The 17,393-nt window shown below is 73.0% G+C and carries 19 protein-coding genes; 12 read left to right on the top strand and 7 right to left on the bottom strand.

Annotation, left to right across the window (positions count from 1 at the left end; translation table 11 throughout):
• Positions 1-202: 202 nt before the first annotated feature.
• From ABT127_RS34200 to ABT127_RS34190, 3 genes are all read right to left on the bottom strand, one after another.
• On the bottom strand, positions 203-424 hold the full coding sequence (locus ABT127_RS34200) for a hypothetical protein (protein WP_351458781.1): 222 nt from the start codon (positions 422-424) through the stop codon (positions 203-205).
• Between the two features lie 16 nt (positions 425-440).
• Positions 441-1,718, bottom strand: coding sequence for an inorganic phosphate transporter (locus tag ABT127_RS34195; protein WP_351458778.1), 1,278 nt, complete (start codon positions 1,716-1,718; stop codon positions 441-443).
• Positions 1,719-1,932: 214 nt separating this feature from the next.
• Complete coding sequence (locus tag ABT127_RS34190; RefSeq protein ID WP_351458775.1) at positions 1,933-2,676, bottom strand: lysozyme; 744 nt, start codon at positions 2,674-2,676, stop codon at positions 1,933-1,935.
• Positions 2,677-2,858: 182 nt separating this feature from the next.
• On the opposite strand from ABT127_RS34190, the gene ABT127_RS34185 reads away from it, so the two are divergent.
• From ABT127_RS34185 to ABT127_RS34175, 3 genes are all read left to right on the top strand, one after another.
• Positions 2,859-3,581, top strand: coding sequence for a class II aldolase/adducin family protein (locus ABT127_RS34185; RefSeq protein ID WP_351458773.1), 723 nt, complete (start codon positions 2,859-2,861; stop codon positions 3,579-3,581).
• A gap of 98 nt (positions 3,582-3,679) precedes the next feature.
• Entirely contained in the window at positions 3,680-4,807 is a 1,128-nt protein-coding gene (locus ABT127_RS34180; RefSeq protein ID WP_351458772.1) for an alpha/beta hydrolase, read from the top strand.
• 101 nt (positions 4,808-4,908) lie between these two features.
• Positions 4,909-6,294, top strand: coding sequence for a hypothetical protein (locus ABT127_RS34175; RefSeq protein ID WP_351458769.1), 1,386 nt, complete (start codon positions 4,909-4,911; stop codon positions 6,292-6,294).
• A 19-nt stretch (positions 6,295-6,313) separates the two neighbouring features.
• Here the strand turns inward: ABT127_RS34175 and ypfJ are convergent, their stop codons facing one another.
• On the bottom strand, positions 6,314-7,201 hold the full coding sequence (gene ypfJ, locus ABT127_RS34170; protein WP_351458766.1) for a KPN_02809 family neutral zinc metallopeptidase: 888 nt from the start codon (positions 7,199-7,201) through the stop codon (positions 6,314-6,316).
• Positions 7,202-7,403: 202 nt separating this feature from the next.
• Here ypfJ and ABT127_RS34165 point away from each other — a divergent pair, with 202 nt between their 5' ends.
• The 4 genes from ABT127_RS34165 (at position 7,404) to ABT127_RS34150 (ending at position 11,446) form a co-directional block, all read left to right on the top strand.
• Positions 7,404-8,213: a hypothetical protein gene (locus tag ABT127_RS34165; RefSeq protein ID WP_351458764.1), complete on the top strand. Its 810-nt coding sequence runs from the start codon at positions 7,404-7,406 to the stop codon at positions 8,211-8,213.
• A gap of 95 nt (positions 8,214-8,308) precedes the next feature.
• Positions 8,309-9,907: an ABC-F family ATP-binding cassette domain-containing protein gene (locus ABT127_RS34160; RefSeq protein WP_351458761.1), complete on the top strand. Its 1,599-nt coding sequence runs from the start codon at positions 8,309-8,311 to the stop codon at positions 9,905-9,907.
• Between the two features lie 374 nt (positions 9,908-10,281).
• Positions 10,282-10,503 carry a helix-turn-helix domain-containing protein gene (locus tag ABT127_RS34155; protein ID WP_018533414.1) on the top strand — a complete coding sequence of 74 codons (222 nt, stop codon included), beginning with the start codon at positions 10,282-10,284 and terminating at the stop codon, positions 10,501-10,503.
• A gap of 151 nt (positions 10,504-10,654) precedes the next feature.
• Entirely contained in the window at positions 10,655-11,446 is a 792-nt protein-coding gene (locus ABT127_RS34150; protein ID WP_351458757.1) for an enoyl-CoA hydratase/isomerase family protein, read from the top strand.
• Positions 11,447-11,485: 39 nt separating this feature from the next.
• Here the strand turns inward: ABT127_RS34150 and ABT127_RS34145 are convergent, their stop codons facing one another.
• Positions 11,486-12,211: a nucleopolyhedrovirus P10 family protein gene (locus ABT127_RS34145; RefSeq protein WP_351458754.1), complete on the bottom strand. Its 726-nt coding sequence runs from the start codon at positions 12,209-12,211 to the stop codon at positions 11,486-11,488.
• 111 nt (positions 12,212-12,322) lie between these two features.
• Here ABT127_RS34145 and ABT127_RS34140 point away from each other — a divergent pair, with 111 nt between their 5' ends.
• The 5 genes from ABT127_RS34140 to amaP are packed head-to-tail and all read left to right on the top strand — an operon-like array spanning position 12,323 to position 14,616.
• Positions 12,323-12,799 (top strand): Asp23/Gls24 family envelope stress response protein, encoded by a 477-nt coding sequence (locus ABT127_RS34140; RefSeq protein WP_351458751.1) that lies wholly within the window; start codon positions 12,323-12,325, stop codon positions 12,797-12,799.
• Between the two features lie 49 nt (positions 12,800-12,848).
• Positions 12,849-13,034 (top strand): hypothetical protein, encoded by a 186-nt coding sequence (locus ABT127_RS34135; RefSeq protein ID WP_111667018.1) that lies wholly within the window; start codon positions 12,849-12,851, stop codon positions 13,032-13,034.
• Positions 13,035-13,037: 3 nt separating this feature from the next.
• Positions 13,038-13,373, top strand: coding sequence for an Asp23/Gls24 family envelope stress response protein (locus ABT127_RS34130; protein WP_351458748.1), 336 nt, complete (start codon positions 13,038-13,040; stop codon positions 13,371-13,373).
• Positions 13,370-14,032, top strand: coding sequence for a DUF6286 domain-containing protein (locus ABT127_RS34125; RefSeq protein ID WP_351458745.1), 663 nt, complete (start codon positions 13,370-13,372; stop codon positions 14,030-14,032). Before ABT127_RS34130 ends, ABT127_RS34125 begins: the two co-directional genes overlap by 4 nt.
• Entirely contained in the window at positions 14,029-14,616 is a 588-nt protein-coding gene (gene amaP / locus ABT127_RS34120; protein WP_351458742.1) for an alkaline shock response membrane anchor protein AmaP, read from the top strand. Before ABT127_RS34125 ends, amaP begins: the two co-directional genes overlap by 4 nt.
• 50 nt (positions 14,617-14,666) lie before the next feature.
• Here the strand turns inward: amaP and ABT127_RS34115 are convergent, their stop codons facing one another.
• Entirely contained in the window at positions 14,667-15,422 is a 756-nt protein-coding gene (locus ABT127_RS34115) for an SDR family oxidoreductase (protein ID WP_351458740.1), read from the bottom strand.
• A 4-nt stretch (positions 15,423-15,426) separates the two neighbouring features.
• Complete coding sequence (locus tag ABT127_RS34110; protein ID WP_351458737.1) at positions 15,427-17,223, bottom strand: glycoside hydrolase family 15 protein; 1,797 nt, start codon at positions 17,221-17,223, stop codon at positions 15,427-15,429.
• Positions 17,224-17,393 lie beyond the last annotated feature (170 nt).

Raw genomic sequence — 17,393 nt, 5'->3', positions numbered from 1 at the left:
GGGCGGGAGAGTGTGGGGAGGTCCACAGGGTTCCCGCGCCCCGAAAAGACACGCCGCGCGTCAGCGGATGCCTCGGGGGCGCGGGGAACTGCGCGACCGGCCACGACGAGAGCGGCACCCGGCACGGGACAGGCCGCGGCACACGCAGACACGGCGGGCCCGGACCAAGGAGGTCCGGGCCCGCCGAAAGGGCTGTCGCGGCTCAGGCCACGATCAGAAAGATCCCGTACGCCACGGCCGCGGCGCAGGCCGCGAAGCACGCGTACGCGCCGGAGGTGACGAGTGCCGCGGAGTCGCCCCGCTGCGCCGCCGACTCCTTCTTGGAGAGGCCGACGATGCCGAGGGTGAACAGGCCCACCAGGGCCACGGTCACCACGAGGCTGACGCCGAACACGGAACCGAGGGCCGCCCAGTCGATCTTCATAGCTGGTCCTGCTCCCTTACAGCGTGGCGCCGGCGGGGCGCGCGGGGTCGGCCGGCGCGGGGGCCGGGATGGTCGCCTTCACGTCTTCCGACTCCCCGATGACCAGGGTGCCGACCGGCGGCGGGGTGACCGCGGCGATGGCCGTGGTCACGACGCCCGCGGGCTCCGCGGTGGGCTCGGCGGCGGAGCCGACCTCGTCGGCGGTGACGTTCGTGTGGTCGATGGAGTCGCGGCGCGAGAGCTTCCAGATGACGCCCGAGCCGACCACGAGCAGCGCGGCGGTGAGGCCGACGCCCCACGGGCCCTGCTTGGTGAGGAACTCGGCGCCCGCGCCGACCAGACCGGCGGCCGGCAGGGTCAGACCCCACGCGACGAACATCCGGGTCGCGGTCGACCAGCGGACGACGCCGCCCTTGCGGCCGAGACCGGAGCCCATGACGGCGCCGGAGCAGACCTGGGTGGTGGAGAGCGAGAAGCCGATGTGCGAGGAGGCGAGGATCGCCGTCGCGGCGGACGTCTGGGCGGCGAAGCCCTGCTGCGGGGCGAGGTCGGTGAGGCCCTTGCCCATGGTGCGGATGATCCGCCAGCCGCCCAGGTACGTGCCGAGCGCGATGGCCGTACCGGCCGAGACGATGACCCACAGCGGCGGGTCGGCGTCGGGGGCGATGACCCCGCCGGTGATCAGGGCGAGGGTGATGATGCCCATCGTCTTCTGCGCGTCGTTCGTGCCGTGCGCGAGGGAGACGAGTCCGGCCGAGGCGATCTGGCCGGCGCGGTACCCCTTGCTGGTGGCCTTCGCGTCGGTCTTGGCGCTGATCCGGTAGGTCAGGCGCGTGGCGAGCATCGCGGCGAGGCCGGCGACGAGCGGCGCGGCGACCGCGGGGAGCAGGATCTTGGTGACGACGGTGCCGCCGTTGACCGAGGACCAGCCCATCGACATGACCGCGGCGCCGATGAGGCCGCCGAACAGGGCGTGCGAGGAGCTGGACGGCAGGCCGAGCAACCAGGTCAGCAGGTTCCAGAGGATGGCGCCCACGAGCGCCGCGAAGATGACCTCTGTTCTGAGGCCGTCCTCGTTGATGATGCCGCCGGAGATGGTCTTGGCGACCTCGACCGAGAGGAACGCTCCGACGAGGTTCAGCACGGCGGACATGGCCACCGCCGTCTTGGGCTTCAGGGCGCCGGTCGAGATGGTCGTCGCCATCGCGTTGGCGGTGTCGTGGAAACCGTTGGTGAAATCAAAAACCAGTGCGGTAACGATCACGATCGCAAGGAGCAGCGTGATGTGTTCCATTTACCCAGGCTTCAGTTGGACGTCAGTGGCGGTTCGAACGTAAGCACGTCGGGTGAACGGAAGATGAACTGGGCCGGGCATTGTGGTGACCTGATCCGGAGCGGGATCACTCCGCTTGGCCCGTGGTGGGGACACCGACTCCGGTTCGGCCCGGGAGGAGACCCCTCGGAGCCCCGGAATACCGGGTTCCGAGGGACCTTGGTCCCGGCTCCGGCTAGCCCCGGGCGAACCTCCTCAGCTGGGCCATGGACCCGTTGAAGAGATTCTGGTCACCCGGCAGCCCGCCGCTGTTGTCGTACTGCCAGAACGTCCAGAACGACCACCCGCTGGGCAGCGATCCCGCGCTCTCGTCGTAGCGCGCGAGCCACAGGGCGTGGTTGGTGGCGAAGGCCCCGCTGTTGCCGGTGCAGGTCTTCCACCAGTGGTAGTTCGTGTAGATCACCGGGCGGCGGCCGGTGAGCCGCAGGACCTCGGCGCTGAACGACGAGATCCACGAGACCAGTTTGCCCCTGCTCATGCCGTAGCACTTGTGCTTGGAGTAGGGGTTGAACTCGATGTCGAGCGCGGGCGGCAGCGTCCAGCCGTCCCCCCGCCAGTCCCCGCCGTTGCGTACGAAGTACGCGGCCTGGGCCCGGCCCGAGGACTTGTCGGGCACCGCGAAGTGATAGGCGCCCCGGATGATGCTGGCGTTGCGGGCGCCGTCGTACTGCTGCCAGAAGTAGGGATTCTTGTAGGTCGTGGACTCGGTCGCCTTCACATAGGTGAACCTGGCCCCCTTCCTCTTCGCCTTCGACCAGTCGACGTTCTTCTGGTGCGACGAGACGTCGTGCCCCTTCGGCCTCGCCGCTGCCTGGACCGGCAGTTCCGTCAGAACCGTCGCCCCCACGGTCAGCGTGGTGACGGCCACCGTCGCGAGCAGGCACGCGCGACGACGGGACGGTTTGCGGTCACTAGCCATATTTCCCCCCGAATGGCGACGTGCATGACAAATCTCCCAGAGATTACCGGAAGATCCCGACGTGCCCGTCGAACCCCAGCCAAAAGCCTTCAGTGGGCGGATACGTGCCCATAAGGGAGCTACCGGACTCCACCCTTCCGTGCCCTGCCGGCCCGCCCTCCGCGGCTGGCAGGATGCGCGCCATGACGGACACCGCGGGGACGAGCGACACGACGGATCTCGGCCGGGCCTGGGAAGAGCTGGTGGCGACGGCCCGCAGAACGGTCGCCGACGGACTCGTCGTCGGCACCTCCGGCAACGCCTCGGTACGCGTCAGGGACGGCGGCAGCGGCGAGGAGCTGATCCTCGTCACCCCGAGCGGCGTCCCGTACGACCGGCTCGGCCCCGACGATCTCGTCGCCGTCGGCCCCGACGGCACCCGGCGCGCCGGAACCCTCGCCCCGACCAGCGAACTGCCCATGCATCTCGCGCTCTACCGGAACACCCCCGCGCGCGCCGTCGTGCACACCCACGCCGTGCACGCCACCGCCGTCTCCACGCTCGTCCCGGAACTCCCGCCCGTCCACTACATGGCAGCCGCCCTCGGCGGCCCCGTCCGGGTCGCCCCCTACGCGACGTACGGCACCGAGGAGTTGGCCGAGAACATGCTCGCCGCGCTGACCGGGCGCACCGCCTGCCTCCTGCAGAACCACGGCACCGTCACCTACGGGGACTCCCTCTCCCAGGCCTACGACCGCACCGCCCAGCTGGAATGGATGTGCCGCCTCTGGCTCACGGCCCACTCCGTGCCCGGGCTGCGCCCCTCACTGCTGAGCGAGGCACAGATGGCGGAGGCGGCCTCGCGGCTCGCCGGGTACGGACAGCGGCCCCCCGGCCGGGTCGGGCCGGGGGAGGAGGCCCGCTGAGCGGAATCCGTACGCTCTTTCCACCCCGCCCGGCCCGCCCGTCACTCGCATCCTCCGTCCCGCTGGCCCGGGCGCGCCCGCGCCCCGACACTGGACGAGTGCGCACCGCCAAAGCGACGGCCGCTGCCGTCACCGCCGTCCTCGGGGCCTCGGCCGCCGCCATCGCCGCCGGCCGTCTGGCCAGCGACGCCGCGCTCAAGGCGCCCGCGGGACGCCCCCTGCCCACCGAGCCCCGGCTCACCGTCCACGCCCTCGCCGCGGGACACATCACGCTCTCCCGGGACCTCGCCTCCCAGTACCCCGGCACCTACGGACTCGCGGGCGACGGCTTCCACGCCGTCGTCGGGCCCGTCGTCGACTCCGCCCCGCACCCCGCGGACACGGTCGTGCGCCGCCTGGAGCGGGTCACCCACGGCACCCTCGAACCCGGCGCCAGGGCCTGGCTCACGCCCCAGGTGCACATCGGCGACCCCAAGGCGGCGCTCGGCCTCGACCACGCCGACGTCGACGTCCCGGGCGAACTCGGCCCGCTGCCCGCCTGGTTCGTGCCCGGCGCCCGCGACACCTGGGTCGTCACGGCGCACGGCCTCGGCACCACCCGCGAACACCCCATGAACCTCATGGAGTTCCTGCACCGCCAGCAGTTCCCGGTCCTCGACCTCGCCTACCGCGGCGACCTCGGCGCGCCCCGCTCCCCGGACGGCCTGAACCACCTCGGCGACTCCGAGTGGCGCGACCTGGACGCGGCCCTGCGCTACGCCGTGCGCCACGGAGCCCGCCGCGTCGTCGTCATCGGCTTCTCCACCGGCGCCGCGATGGCCCTGCACGCCGCCGCCCACTCCGCGCTGCGCGAGCGCATCGTCGGCCTGGTCCTGGACAGCCCGGTGCTGTCCTGGGAGGCCACCCTGCGCGCCCTCGCCGCCGCCCGGCGCACCCCGGGCGTGCTGCTGCCGCTGGCGGTGCGCGCCGCCCAGGGACGCACCGGCCTGACCGGTGACCGGCTCGCGGACGCCGCGGACCCGCGCCTGCTCAAGGTCCCGACCCTGGTGCTGCACGGCCCCGACGACGAGGTCGCCCCCTGGGCCCTGTCCCGCCAACTGGCCGCCCGCCGCCCGGACCTGGTCTCCCTGCACACGGTCGACGCGGCCCCGCACAACGCCATGTGGAACGCGGACCCGGCGACGTACGAGGAGACCCTGCGGCGCTTCCTCACGCCGCTGATGTGAACGCGCCCCGGGGCCCGCACGCCGGGCCCCGCACCCCGGGGCGAGCGCCGAACACAGGGCCGCGTTTGGGAATTCGCGGGGTCACCCTGGAGACTGCTCCAGTGACGTCCCGTACCCCGCGCGACTCCAGGCTCCGACTAGTCCGCCCCCGCCGCCAGCCGCTGGCCCCCGCTGCCCCGCGCCGAGCGGCCCGCCCCGCCCCGCGCCCCCCGGAGGGCACCCCGCCCCCCGCCGAGCTCGCCCGCACCGCGCGCGAGGGCCTGGCCGCAGCCGTCCGCGTGGCCCGCTGGGCGGACACCACGCTCAGCCCCGGCAACCACACGGCCGCCGGGGACGGCAAGGGCACCCTCTCCGACGTCACCGCACGCCGCGCCGCCGACGACCTCGGTCTGAGCGTGGAGCGGGTCCGGGCCGACTGGGACACCGCGCGCCTCGCCGGCCTCGTCGAGGTGCACGGCGACAGCGCCCGCCCCGGCTGGCGGCTGCGCGCCTGGGACCGGGACGACACCGCCGTGCTGCGCGGCTGGGTCGCCCTGTTCGACGCCTGGTCGCTGGTCCACCCGGCGCCGGACGCCCTGGAGCCCGCCGCGGTCGCCGAAGTCGTCGAGGCCGTCCCGCAGTTGCTGTCCTTCCTCCAGCTCATGGCCGGACCCGTCGCGGCGGCCCAGCTCCTGGACCTCCTCGACCAGCGGGTCACCGAACTGCGCACCGAGCGCTGCGAGATCCCCTTCGGCCCGCAGCCCGAGCCGACGCCGCCCGAGGACACCCCGCTGCGCCCGCTGCTCGACTGGTCCCTGGACGGCCTCGCCTCCGTCGGCGCGCTCACCTACGCCGACGGGCAGGCCACCCTCACCCCCCTCGGCAGCTGGGCGGTCTGGGTCAAGCTGGAGCAGATCTGTGTCGCGGCCCAGTCCCCGGCCGGCAACATCGAGGTCAGCGCCGAGGACATGCTGCGCGGCTGCGCCCGCCTGCGGCCCAACGCGGCCCGCGCCGAGTACCGCGCCTGGCTCGCCGCCCGCGACGTCGGCACCGCCGTCATCGACCTGATCGAGGCGGCCCGCGGCGAGGACGCCCTGCTGCGCGGCCTCGCCTTCGAGGCGCTGCGCGTCGTCGGCGGCCCCGCCGAGGCCGAGGTGCGCCGCGCCGCCGACGAGCCCGGCCTGCGCCCCTACGCCCTGCTCTGGCTCGCCGAGGCGGAGGGCGCCGACCCCGAGGACGTGCACACGGTCCTCACCCGCGAGGAGGCCACCTGGCTGTGGGTCGACACCGCCGCGGTCGTCGCCGACCACGGTGAGGCGCCGCTCCTCGTGCGCCACCTGGAGTCCGCCGTGCAGCCGACCGTGCCCGCGCTGATCGCCGAGGTCCGCGCCGTCGGCCACCCCCGCACCGTGCAGGTGCTGGTCGCCCTCGCCGCCGCCCACCCCGACCCGGCCCTCGCCAAGGCCGTGCGCCGTGCCGCCTTCCAGGTCCACACCGGAGGGGCCTGACGGTCCACGCCCCACGGGCCTACCCGAAGGTGTTGCACCGGCCCATGTCGCCGGTCTTGTAGCCCTGGTAGAACCACTGCTGGCGCTGCTGGGCCGAGCCGTGCGTCCACGACTCGGGCGTGACCCGGCCCTGGAAGCGCTCCTGGATCCGGTCGTCGCCGACCGCGGCGGCCGCGTCCAGACCGTCCCGGATGTCGGCGTCGGTCAGGCTGGTGATCAGCGGGCGCCCGGTCGACTCGTCGGGCGTGCGCGTCGCGCCGTGGGCCCACACGCCCGCGTAGCAGTCGGCCTGGAGCTCCACCTTCACGGCGTTGCTGTTCTGCCCCGTGCGGCCGTCCTGCGAGCGCGACAGCGTGCCCATCAGGTTCTGCACGTGATGCCCGTACTCGTGCGCCACGACGTACGCCTGCGCGAACGGCCCGCCGCTCGACCCGAACTTCGTGCGCAGCTCGTCGAAGAAGCCGAGGTCGAGATAGACCTTGCGGTCCCCGGGGCAGTAGAAGGGCCCCACCGCCGACGTCGCCGCCCCGCACGCGGTGCTCACCCGGTTGGTGAAGAACACCGTGGAGGCGCCGCTGTAGCGGGCGTTGCGGCGCGCGAACTCCTGCCGCCAGAAGTCCTGCACGCTGTTGACCACCGCGACGATCCGGCAGTCGTCCTTGCTGTTCGCGTCCGATCCCGTACGGCACTGCTGCTGCACCTGCGCCGCGCTCGACACGGACGTCGCGGGCGTGCCGGAGCCGTCCGAGGAGAGGCCGAACTGGTCGGTGCCGAAGAACAGCCCGAGCACCAGCGCCAGCAGACCGGCGAGACCGCCACCGATCGTCGCCCGCCCACCGGGCAACCGGCTGCCCCGCTGGTCCTGGACCTCGGACGTGTCCAGGTTGGCGTCGTCGTCGAACTGCATGCTCGTACCGCCCTCTCGCCGGAACCCACCCTGTTCATCCTGTTACGTGTCGTGGGGCCGGGCCCTGATCCGGCGGCCGAACGGGGGACGCGCGCGCCCGCGCACGCCGTGTCGCCGCCGCCCACGGACCCGCCCACCCGGCTCCACGGCTACGCTCTGCGCCTGATTCGTGGCCTGTGGTGAGAAGCGAGGGGGGCGTGCGATGGCGGTGCTGCCGCTCGACGCGACAGCAGGGCAGGGACCCGCGCGGCCGGCGCCGAGCCCCGTGCGTCCGCCGGGACGTCCGTCCCGGCGGCCCCGCGCCGCGTCCTTCCTGCCGCCGCTCGCCGTCCTGCTCGCGCTGCTGCTGATCGGCGCGGCCCAGGGCGCGCGCCCGCACCCGTTCGGCGACCACCTCGCGCGCGAGGCCGCCGGTTCCAGCGTGACCGTCCCCGCCCTGCGCGCCGACGACGGCGCCGTCGAGGCGTACGACGCGGAGGGAACCCGCTGGCGCCACACGCGCGAGGGGCGGCGGGCGCTCGCCGTGCTCCCCGCCGCCGGGCACGCCTTCGCGCTGTGGAGCGACGGACTGGTCACCGACACCGAGCGCCGCACCGCGGCCGCCGTGCGCTGGCACCGCGCGGTCCCGGACGCCGCGCCCTGGCTGCGCACCCCGGAGGCGCACGGCGGTGCCGGGGTCCTCCAGCCGCTCGACCCGGCGGCCCGGATGCTCGCCGTCGTCACCCCGCAGCGCATCGCCGCCTACCGCACCGTCGACGGCGATCTGCGCTGGGTGCTGCCCGCGCGCGAGGGGTGCGCGTTCGCCCCGGCGACCACCGCGCGGCGCGGGACCGCGCTGCTGGTCGCCCAGCCCTGCACGGGGCACGACGCCGCCTGGACCGACCAGATCGTCGCCATCGACGACCTCGGCGGGATCGCCCCGCACCGCACACCCCTGGGCAACGAGCTGCCGGGGGAGCGGCCGGACCCCCGTGCGGGACGCGCGGGAAAAGCCCTTGCATCCCACCGGTAAGCTGGGGTGTATGACGTTTCTTCTCTGGGTGCATTAGCGGCGCAGACCGGCCCCCGACCCGTCAATCAGCCGTTCACTGCCCTGGAGACCCACCCGTGATCACCGCATCCGGTATCGAACTGCGCGCAGGCGCCCGCATCCTCATCGAGAACGCCAACTTCCGTGTCGCCAAGGGCGACCGCATCGGCCTCGTCGGGCGCAACGGCGCGGGCAAGACCACCCTCACCAAGTGCCTGGCCGGTGAGGGCATCCCGGCCGCCGGCACCATCTCCCGCTCCGGCGAGGTCGGCTATCTGCCGCAGGACCCGCGCACCGGCGACCTCGACGTGCTCGCCCGCGACCGCATCCTCTCCGCCCGCGGCCTCGACACCCTGATGCGCAAGATGCGCGAGAACGAGCAGCGCATCGCCAACGGCACGGGCGCCACCCAGGCCAAGGCCCTCAAGCAGTACGAGCGCCAGGAGACGGAGTTCCTCACCAAGGGCGGGTACGCCGCCGAGGCCGAGGCCGCCACCATCGCCGCCGCGCTCAACCTCCCGGACCGCGTGCTCGGCCAGCCCCTGCACACGCTCTCCGGCGGTCAGCGGCGCCGTATCGAGCTGGCCCGCATCCTCTTCTCGGACGCGGACACCCTCCTCCTCGACGAGCCCACGAACCACCTGGACGCGGACTCGATCGTCTGGCTGCGCGACTACCTGAAGACCTACAGCGGCGGCTTCATCGTGATCTCCCACGACGTCGACCTGGTCGAGACGGTCGTCAACAAGGTCTTCTACCTGGACGCCAACCGCTCCCAGATCGACGTCTACAACATGGGCTGGAAGCTCTACCAGCAGCAGCGCGAGGCCGACGAGAAGCGCCGCAAGCGCGAGCGCCAGAACGCCGAGAAGAAGGCCGCGTCCCTGAACGCGCAGGCGGACAAGATGCGCGCCAAGGCCACCAAGACGGTCGCCGCGCAGAACATGGCCCGCCGCGCCGACAAGCTGCTCGCCGGCCTGGAGGCGGTGCGCCAGAGCGACAAGGTCGCCAAGCTGCGCTTCCCCGACCCCGCCCCCTGCGGCAAGACGCCGCTGATGGCCGAGGGACTGTCGAAGTCGTACGGCTCGCTGGAGATCTTCACCGACGTCGACCTGGCCATCGACAAGGGCTCCCGCGTCGTCATCCTCGGTCTGAACGGTGCGGGCAAGACCACCCTGCTCCGCCTCCTCGCGGGCACCGAGAAGCCCGACACCGGTGAGGTCATCGAGGGCCACGGCCTCAAGCTCGGCTACTACGCCCAGGAGCACGAGACCCTCGACCCCGAGCGCACCGTCCTGGAGAACATGCGCTCGTCCGCGCCCGACCTCGACCTGGTCGAGGTCCGCAAGGTGCTCGGCTCGTTCCTGTTCTCCGGCGACGACGTCGACAAGCCCGCGGGCGTGCTCTCCGGCGGCGAGAAGACCCGGCTCGCCCTCGCGACCCTGGTGGTCTCGTCGGCGAACGTGCTGCTCCTCGACGAGCCCACGAACAACCTCGACCCCGCCAGCCGCGAGGAGATCCTCGGCGCGCTGCGCACCTACAAGGGCGCCGTCGTCCTCGTCACGCACGACGAGGGCGCCGTCGAGGCGCTGCACCCGGAGCGGATCATCCTGCTCCCGGACGGCGTCGAGGACCTGTGGGGCCAGACCTACGCGGATCTCGTCGCACTCGCCTGACCGGCTCCCGGCCGCCCGGGCGCCGTCAGCACAGCTTGATCGAATAACTGATCCACTCGGTATGGATCATTCGGCCGAGTCGTGATCCTTCATCTGGGTGAGATCGCCTCGTACCGAGGTGTGTCCTACACGGATTTCGCCCCCTCGTCGGGGCTGAAGCCCTTGGGGCGCCTGGGCAGTCGCTGACCTGCCGGTTTTTTCGAGGGGGTGGTTCCGGGGGGTGCGAAAAGCCTCCGGAACCGCGAATTCCACTCGTGTGGATCCCCTGCGGAGCGGGAATTCCCGGTCCACGGACCTTGCCGAATGGGTGGCCAGGACGGCCATGAGGGGTGATCATGGGAAATCCAGAGCGCACTTCCCATGAGGAGGCACGGGTGGCCGAGACTCTGAAGAAGGGCAGCCGGGTAACCGGCGCCGCGCGCGACAAGCTCGCGGCAGACCTGAAGAAGAAGTACGACTCCGGTGCGAGCATTCGGGCACTGGCCGAGGAGACCGGCCGCTCGTATGGCTTCGTCCACCGGATGCTCAGTGAGTCCGGGGTCACGCTGCGCGGTCGCGGCGGGGCCACGCGAGGCAAGAAGGCCGCGGCAAGCTGACGCGGCCGGTCCGTCCGCCCCCGGGCGGCGGGCCGCACGGCTCTCGTGGTGACCACCCGGTCGGTTCCCCGATCGGCCGGGTGGTTACTGTGCAGTCACTTAGGTCGTCCACGTCCTTCGTGGACACGACTGCGCAGACTCGGAGGCCCAGATGGCTAAGCTCGCACCCCTGCTCGACAAGGACGGGGTCCGGCTCACCGTCGACGATGCCATCGCCACGGTGACCCTGACCAACCCGGACAAGCGCAACGCTCAGTCTCCCGCTCTGTGGCGGGCGTTGACGGATGCCGGGCGGTCGCTGCCGGGCTCCGTGCGTGTCGTCGTGGTGCGCGGCGAGGGCAAGTCCTTCTCCGCGGGTCTCGACCGTCAGGCGTTCACGCCCGAGGGTTTCGACGGCGAGCCGTCCTTCATCGACCTGGCACGCGGCGGCGGTGACGTCCTCGACACGACGATCGCCGAGTACCAGGACGCTTTCACCTGGCTGCGACGCAGCGACATCCTGTCCGTCGCCGCGGTCCAGGGCCATGCGATCGGCGCGGGCTTCCAGCTCGCCCTCTCCTGTGACCTGCGCGTCGTTGCCGACGACGTGCAGTTCTCCATGCGCGAGACCAGCCTCGGGCTCGTACCGGACCTGACCGGCACGCACCCGCTCGTCTCGCTCGTCGGATACGCGCGCGCCCTGGAGATCTGCGTGACCGGGCGCTATGTGCACGCCGACGAGGCCGTGGCCAGTGGCCTGGCCAATGTCGCCGTGCCCGCGGACGCCCTGGACGCGGCCACGTCCGACCTGGTCGGCGCGCTCCTCGCCGCGCCGCGCGACGCCGTGATCGAGACCAAGGCCCTGCTCCAGGGCGCCTCCGGCCGGACCCTCGACGAGCAGCGCACCGCCGAGCGCGCCGCGCAGGGACGCCGACTGCGGGATCTGGCGGGCATCGGCGACTGAGCCGACCGAGCCGACCGAACCGGCTGCCTCGGCGCGGCTTCAGGCGGTCACTTCGGTGACCAGCACCGCGACGCTCGGGCCGTCCGTGAGAGCCGTGGACACGGCCTCGCGGACGGCCCGCGCCACGTCCAGGGCCCGGTGCGACGCGGACACCGCCAGCTCCACCCGGACGTGCCGGTGCGCCAGCGCGGCCGGGGCGGAGGTCTCCTCGATGTGCACCGCCCGGCCCAGCCCGCCCAGCGCACCCGTCAGCCGCACCACACCGGCGACCCCTTGCGCCGCCCGCGCCGCGCGGCCCTCGTCACCGTCCTTGTCGGACTTCTCGGCCGGGGCGTCGGCGGCCTCCGGCCGCTCCGGCGGCGCCGGGTCGGCGTCGAGCAGCTCCGTCACCTGGAGATCCACCTCGGCCACCACCAGGCCGAGCCCGTCCCGCGCCGACTGCGCGAGCGCCTCCCGCAGCCGCGCCGCGGCCCGCGGCAACGGCTCGTCTGCCGTCGCCGAGCACTCCGCCGTGATCCGCAGCGGACCCGGCGGCAGCGCGCTCGGCGGAGCCGGCACCACCGACGTGTACGAGCCGTCCGGATCGGCCGCCGCGAGCCGCAGCGCCCCCAGCCGCACCCCGTTCACCGCGACCACGGACCGGCGCAGGGCCTCCGCCGCCGCGACCTCCGTGATCCACGCACCGTCACCCGGTCCGCCCAGTGGCAGCAGCCTGCCGAATCCGAGCTGTTGCCGCACTGCCTGTGCCCATCGGTCTGCCATCATCCACCCAGGCTGCCTCATCCCGGGCGCGGGCTCGGGTAACCGCACTTAGTGTGGGCAAAAGAAGGCAGGATCCCGCAGGGAGACCGCACCTCACAAGAGGGGACACCCCCGATGAGCGACACCTCACAGAAGCCGGGCGAGACGCCCGCCTCCGCGGCCGGCGGCCGGACCAACGTGACCAAGAAGGGCGGTGGCGACCCCGCGGGCCGCGGCCGCACCACCATCGCCGACGGCGTGGTCGAGAAGATCGCCGGACTCGCCGCACGCGACGTCCTCGGCGTGCACGCGATGGGCAGCGGCCTCTCGCGCACCTTCGGCGCCGTCCGCGACCGGGTGCCCGGCGGATCCACCAAGTCCGTCTCCCGCGGTGTCAAGGCCGAGGTCGGCGAGGTGCAGACCGCGCTCGACCTGGAGATCGTCGTCGAGTACGGCGTCTCGATCGCGGACACCGCGCGCGCCGTGCGGGAGAACGTGATCGCGGCCGTCGAGCGCATGACGGGACTTGAGGTCGTCGAGGTGAACATCGCCGTCAGCGATGTGAAGCTGCCGGACGAGGAAGACGAAGAGCCGGAGTCACGGCTCCAGTGACGGCACTGCACAGCGGGCTGGACAGTAGGCCCCGAAGAAGGAGCGCACGATGAATCTGGCCGTGGTCGGCATGATCGCCGGCATGGCCCTCGGGTTCGCCGGATACTTCGGCGGCTTCGGGGCCTTCCTGCTGGTGGCGGCGCTCGGCGCCATCGGTTTCGTCGCGGGCCGGTTCCTCGAAGGGGACCTGGAACCCGGCGAGTTCTTCCGCGCCCGCGGCGACCGGCGGCGGTGACCGGTGGCGGCACAGGTCGCGCCGGCCGAGCGCGGCGCGACCCGGATCGCCGACCGGGTCGTCGCGAAGATCGCCGCGCACGCGGCGCGTGAGGCGCTGGACACGGTTCCCGAGGACGGCGCGCCCCCGCACGCCACGGTCAGCGTGCACCAGGACACCGCGCGCGTGCGCATCAGCCTGGAACTCGGTTTCCCGGCGGACATCGGCGCCCAGTGCGGTGCCGTGCGTCGTCAAGTGACCGAGCGGGTAAGGACCTTGGCGGGCATGGAGGTGCCGGAGGTGGCCGTCCTCGTGGAGCGGCTGCACTCGGCGGACACCGACCGGGGGAGGATCCGATGAGCGAGCCCACCCAGCGCATGCCGGTGGTCGAACGTGGCTCCAGCGGCGCCGACGGCCTCGACCAGTCGGCGTCCGCGGCCGCCCACGAACCGCGTCCCACCCTGGAGGGCGAGGAGAAGTCCGCCAGATTCTGGTCGGGCCGGCGGATCCCGGCCGCGCTCGCGGCCCTGGTGCTGCTCGGCGCCGCCGGCGTGCTGCTGTACGACATCGCCGCCGTACGGGCCGGACGCGACGCCATGCAGTGGCGCCGCACCCTCGCCGACGACCTCGCCACCCGCCCGCTCGACGACACCGCCGTGCTGATCGGCGCCGGAGTCGCCGCCGCGCTCGGCCTGTGGCTGATCGTCCTCGCGCTGACGCCGGGGCTGCGGGCCGTCCTGCCGATGCGCAGGACCCACACCGACATCCGCGCGGGCCTGCACCGGGACGCCGCCGCCATGGTGCTGCGCGACCGGGCCATGGAGGTGGCGGGCGTGCAGTCCGTCCGGGTCCGGATGAAGCGGTCCAAGGTGGAGGTGCGGGCGGTCTCGCACTTCCGCGAACTCGACGACGTACGGGCCGATCTGGACAGTGCGCTGAGCGACGGCATCACCGGGCTCGGCCTCGGCTCCGCGCCCGCCCTCTCGGTGCATGTGGCCCGGCCCGGACGGAAGGGATGAACGGCGTGCTGAGGACCGTGAACCGGATCGTGCTCGGCCTGCTCGGCCTGCTCCTGGTCATCGGCGGCGGCTCGGTGCTCGCCGTGGGGCTCGGGGTGAAGCCGCCGTCGTGGTGGATCCACGACGGCAAGAACGACGTCCTGCTGAGCGTCGCCGACCGGCAGCGCTGGCGCGCCGACGGCTGGTGGTGGCCGGTGGTGATCGCCGCGCTCGGCGTCGTCGTGCTGCTCGCGCTGTGGTGGCTGGTCGCCCAGTTCCGCCGGCGCCGGCTCACCGAGGTCCTGGTGGACACGGGCGACGGCGAGGGCGCACTGCTGCGCGGCCGGGCCCTGGAGAGCGTCCTGGTGAGCGGCGCCGAGGCGCTGGACGGCGTGGAGCGGGCCGGCGCCATGCTGACCGGCCGCCGCTCCGCCCCGCAGGCGAGGGTGGCCCTCACCCTCGCCCCGCACGCCTCCCCGGGCGCCACTCTGGACCGCCTCAGCGAGGAGGCCCTGGCCCAGGCGAGGGACTCGGCGGGCCTGGACTCCCTCCCGGCCGAGGTCAGACTGAAGGCGCTCAAGCACCGCGCGGAGCGAGTGAGCTGACCTTCTGGCCTTCAAGCAGCCCCGTGCCCACCCGCCCCCGGGCCGCACCCCTAGAAACCGTGCCGGAACCCACCATCGACCGGCAGCATGACCCCGGTCAGATACGACGCGGCCGGAGACAGGAAGAACGCCGCGGCCCGCCCGAACTCCTCCGGCGTCCCGTACCGCCGCAACGGAATCCGCGACTCGTTGGCGACCCGGGTCGCCTCCGGGTCCGCCGAGTACCCGTCCAGCTCACGGACGCGGTCGGTGTCGATCCGGGCGGGCAGCAGCCCCACGACCCGGATCCCGCGCGGCCCCAGCTCGTCCGCGAGCGACTTGGCGAACCCGGCGAGCCCGGGCCGCAGCCCGTTGGAGATGGTCAGCCCCGGGATCGGCTCGTGCACGGACCCGGAGAGCACGAACCCGATGACACCGCCGTCACCGAGTTCGGCGGCGGCCGTCCTGGCGATCCGCACCGCGCCCATGAACACCGACGCGAACGCCGACTCCCACTGCTCGTCCGTGTTGTCCGCGACGAACCCCGGCGCGGGCCCGCCCACGCTGATGAGAATCCCGTCGAACCGGCCGAACTGCTCGCGCGCGGCGCCGATCACCCGCTCGGCGACGGCCGGATCGGCGTTGTCGGCGGCGACCCCGTACGCGTTCGGGCCCAGCTCGGCCGCGGCGTCCTTGACCTTCTGCTCGTCGCGCCCGGTGACGACCACCTTCGCGCCGTCGCCGACGAGCTGGCGCGCGGCGGCGTTGCCGAGGCCGCGGGTGGCGCCGGTGACTACGTAGACACGGTCCTTCAGTCCAAGATCCATGGCTCTATCCTGCCTCTCCGTGCGGCCCGTGCGCGAACAGGGTCATCGCGGTGTTCACGAGCCCGATGTGGCTGAACGCCTGCGGGAAGTTGCCCAGCTGGTGGCCGGCCACGGGGTCGTACTCCTCGGCGAGCAGTCCCACGTCGTTGCGCAGCGCCAGCAGCCGCTCGAACAGCTCCCGCGCCTCCTCGCTCCGGCCGATCATGTGCAGCGCGTCGGCCAGCCAGAACGAGCAGACGAGGAAGGCGCCCTCGTCGCCCGGCAGACCGTCGACCTCCGACCCGGTCGTGCTGTAGCGGCGCAGCAGTCCCTCGTGCGACAGCTCCCGCTGCACCGCGTCGACCGTACCGACGATCCGCGGATCGTCGGCGGGCAGGAACCCCGCCCGGGGCAGGAGCAGCAGGGCCGCGTCGAGTTCCCGGGATCCGTAGTACTGGGTGAACGTGCCGCGCTCTGCGTCGTACCCGCGCTCGCACACATCGCGGTGGACGGTGTCGCGCAGTTTGCGCAGCCGGTCGATGTCACCGGGCAGCCGCGGATCCTCCTCCATCGACCGCACGGTGCGGTCCACCGCGACCCAGGCCATCACCTTCGAGTGGACGAAGTGGCGGCGCTGCCCGCGCACCTCCCACAGCCCCTCGTCGGGTTCGGACCACGCCTCCTGGAGGAAGTCGAGCAGGGCCAGTTGCAGCTGCCAGGCGTGCGGTCCCGCCTCCAGACCCGAACGGCGGGCCAGCGCCAGGGAGTCGACCACCTCGCCGTAGACATCGAGCTGCAACTGCCGTACGGCCTCGTTCCCGGTCCGTACGGGACGGGAGGCGCGGAAGCCGTCCAGCCAGTGCAGCTCCTGCTCGGGCAGCCGCCGCTCGCCCGCGAGCCCGTACATGATCTGAAGGTCGGCGGGGTTGCCCGCGGCGGCCCGCAGCAGCCAGTCGCGCCAGGCCCTGGCCTCCTCCAGATAGCCCGCGGACAGGAGCGCCCCGAGCGTGAGGGTGGAGTCCCGCAGCCAGCAGTAGCGGTAGTCCCAGTTGCGCACGCCGCCGATCTCCTCCGGCAGCGAGGTGGTCGGCGCGGCGACGATGCCGCCGGTCGGCGCGTAGGTGAGGGCCTTGAGCGTCAGCAGGGAGCGCAGCACGGCGTCCCGGTGCGGCCCGTCGTAGGAGCAGTGGCCGGCCCAGGCCCGCCAGTCCTCCAGGCTGTGCTCCAGGGACTCGTAGGGGTCGACGAGGGCCGGACGTTCCTCGTGCGAGGGGTGCCAGGTCAGCACGAAGGCGACCCGCTCACCCTCCTCCACCGTGAACTCCGCGTGCGTGGCGAAGTCCTTGCCCCAGCTGTGCACGTCGGGCTCGCTGCGCAGCCACGTCGAGTCCGGCCCGGCGACGGCCACCCGGTGGCCGTCGACACGGCGCACCCACGGCACGACGGAGCCGTAGTCGAAGCGCAGCCGCAGTTCGCTGTGGACGGTGACCCGGCCCCGGATCCCCTCGACGATGCGGACGAGGTCGGGGGCCTGGTCGCGTTGCGGCATGAAGTCGGTGACCCGGACGCTGCCGTCGTCGGTGTCCCACTCGGTGTCGAGCACGAGCGAGCCGGACCGGTAGGAGCGGCGGGCGCAGTCCCCGTCGGCGTCCTTCGGGGCGATCCGCCAGTGCCCGTTCTCCTCGTCGCCGAGCAGCGCGGAGAAACAGGCGGGGGAGTCGAAGCGGGGCAGACACAGCCAGTCGACGGAGCCGCCCCGGGAGATCAGGGCGGCGGTCTGTTCGTCGCCGACGAGCGCGTAGTCCTCGATGGGTCGATGCATGAGTTGCGGTTGCCCCGTCACGGGCGCGGGGAACTGCGCGGGCGGTCACACACAACCGGTACGCGCGGGCGACGTCGACCAGCCGGCCGAGCGCGGGCCGGCACCGGACCTGTCCTAGGGCGTGTGTCGAAAGTCCCGTCGTCCGTCCGCGGGGCAGGCGGGACTTTCGA

This window comes from Streptomyces sp. NPDC001904, assembly GCF_040297005.1.
Lineage (GTDB): Bacteria > Actinomycetota > Actinomycetes > Streptomycetales > Streptomycetaceae > Streptomyces.
This window is presented reverse-complemented; position numbering and strand designations above follow the sequence as displayed.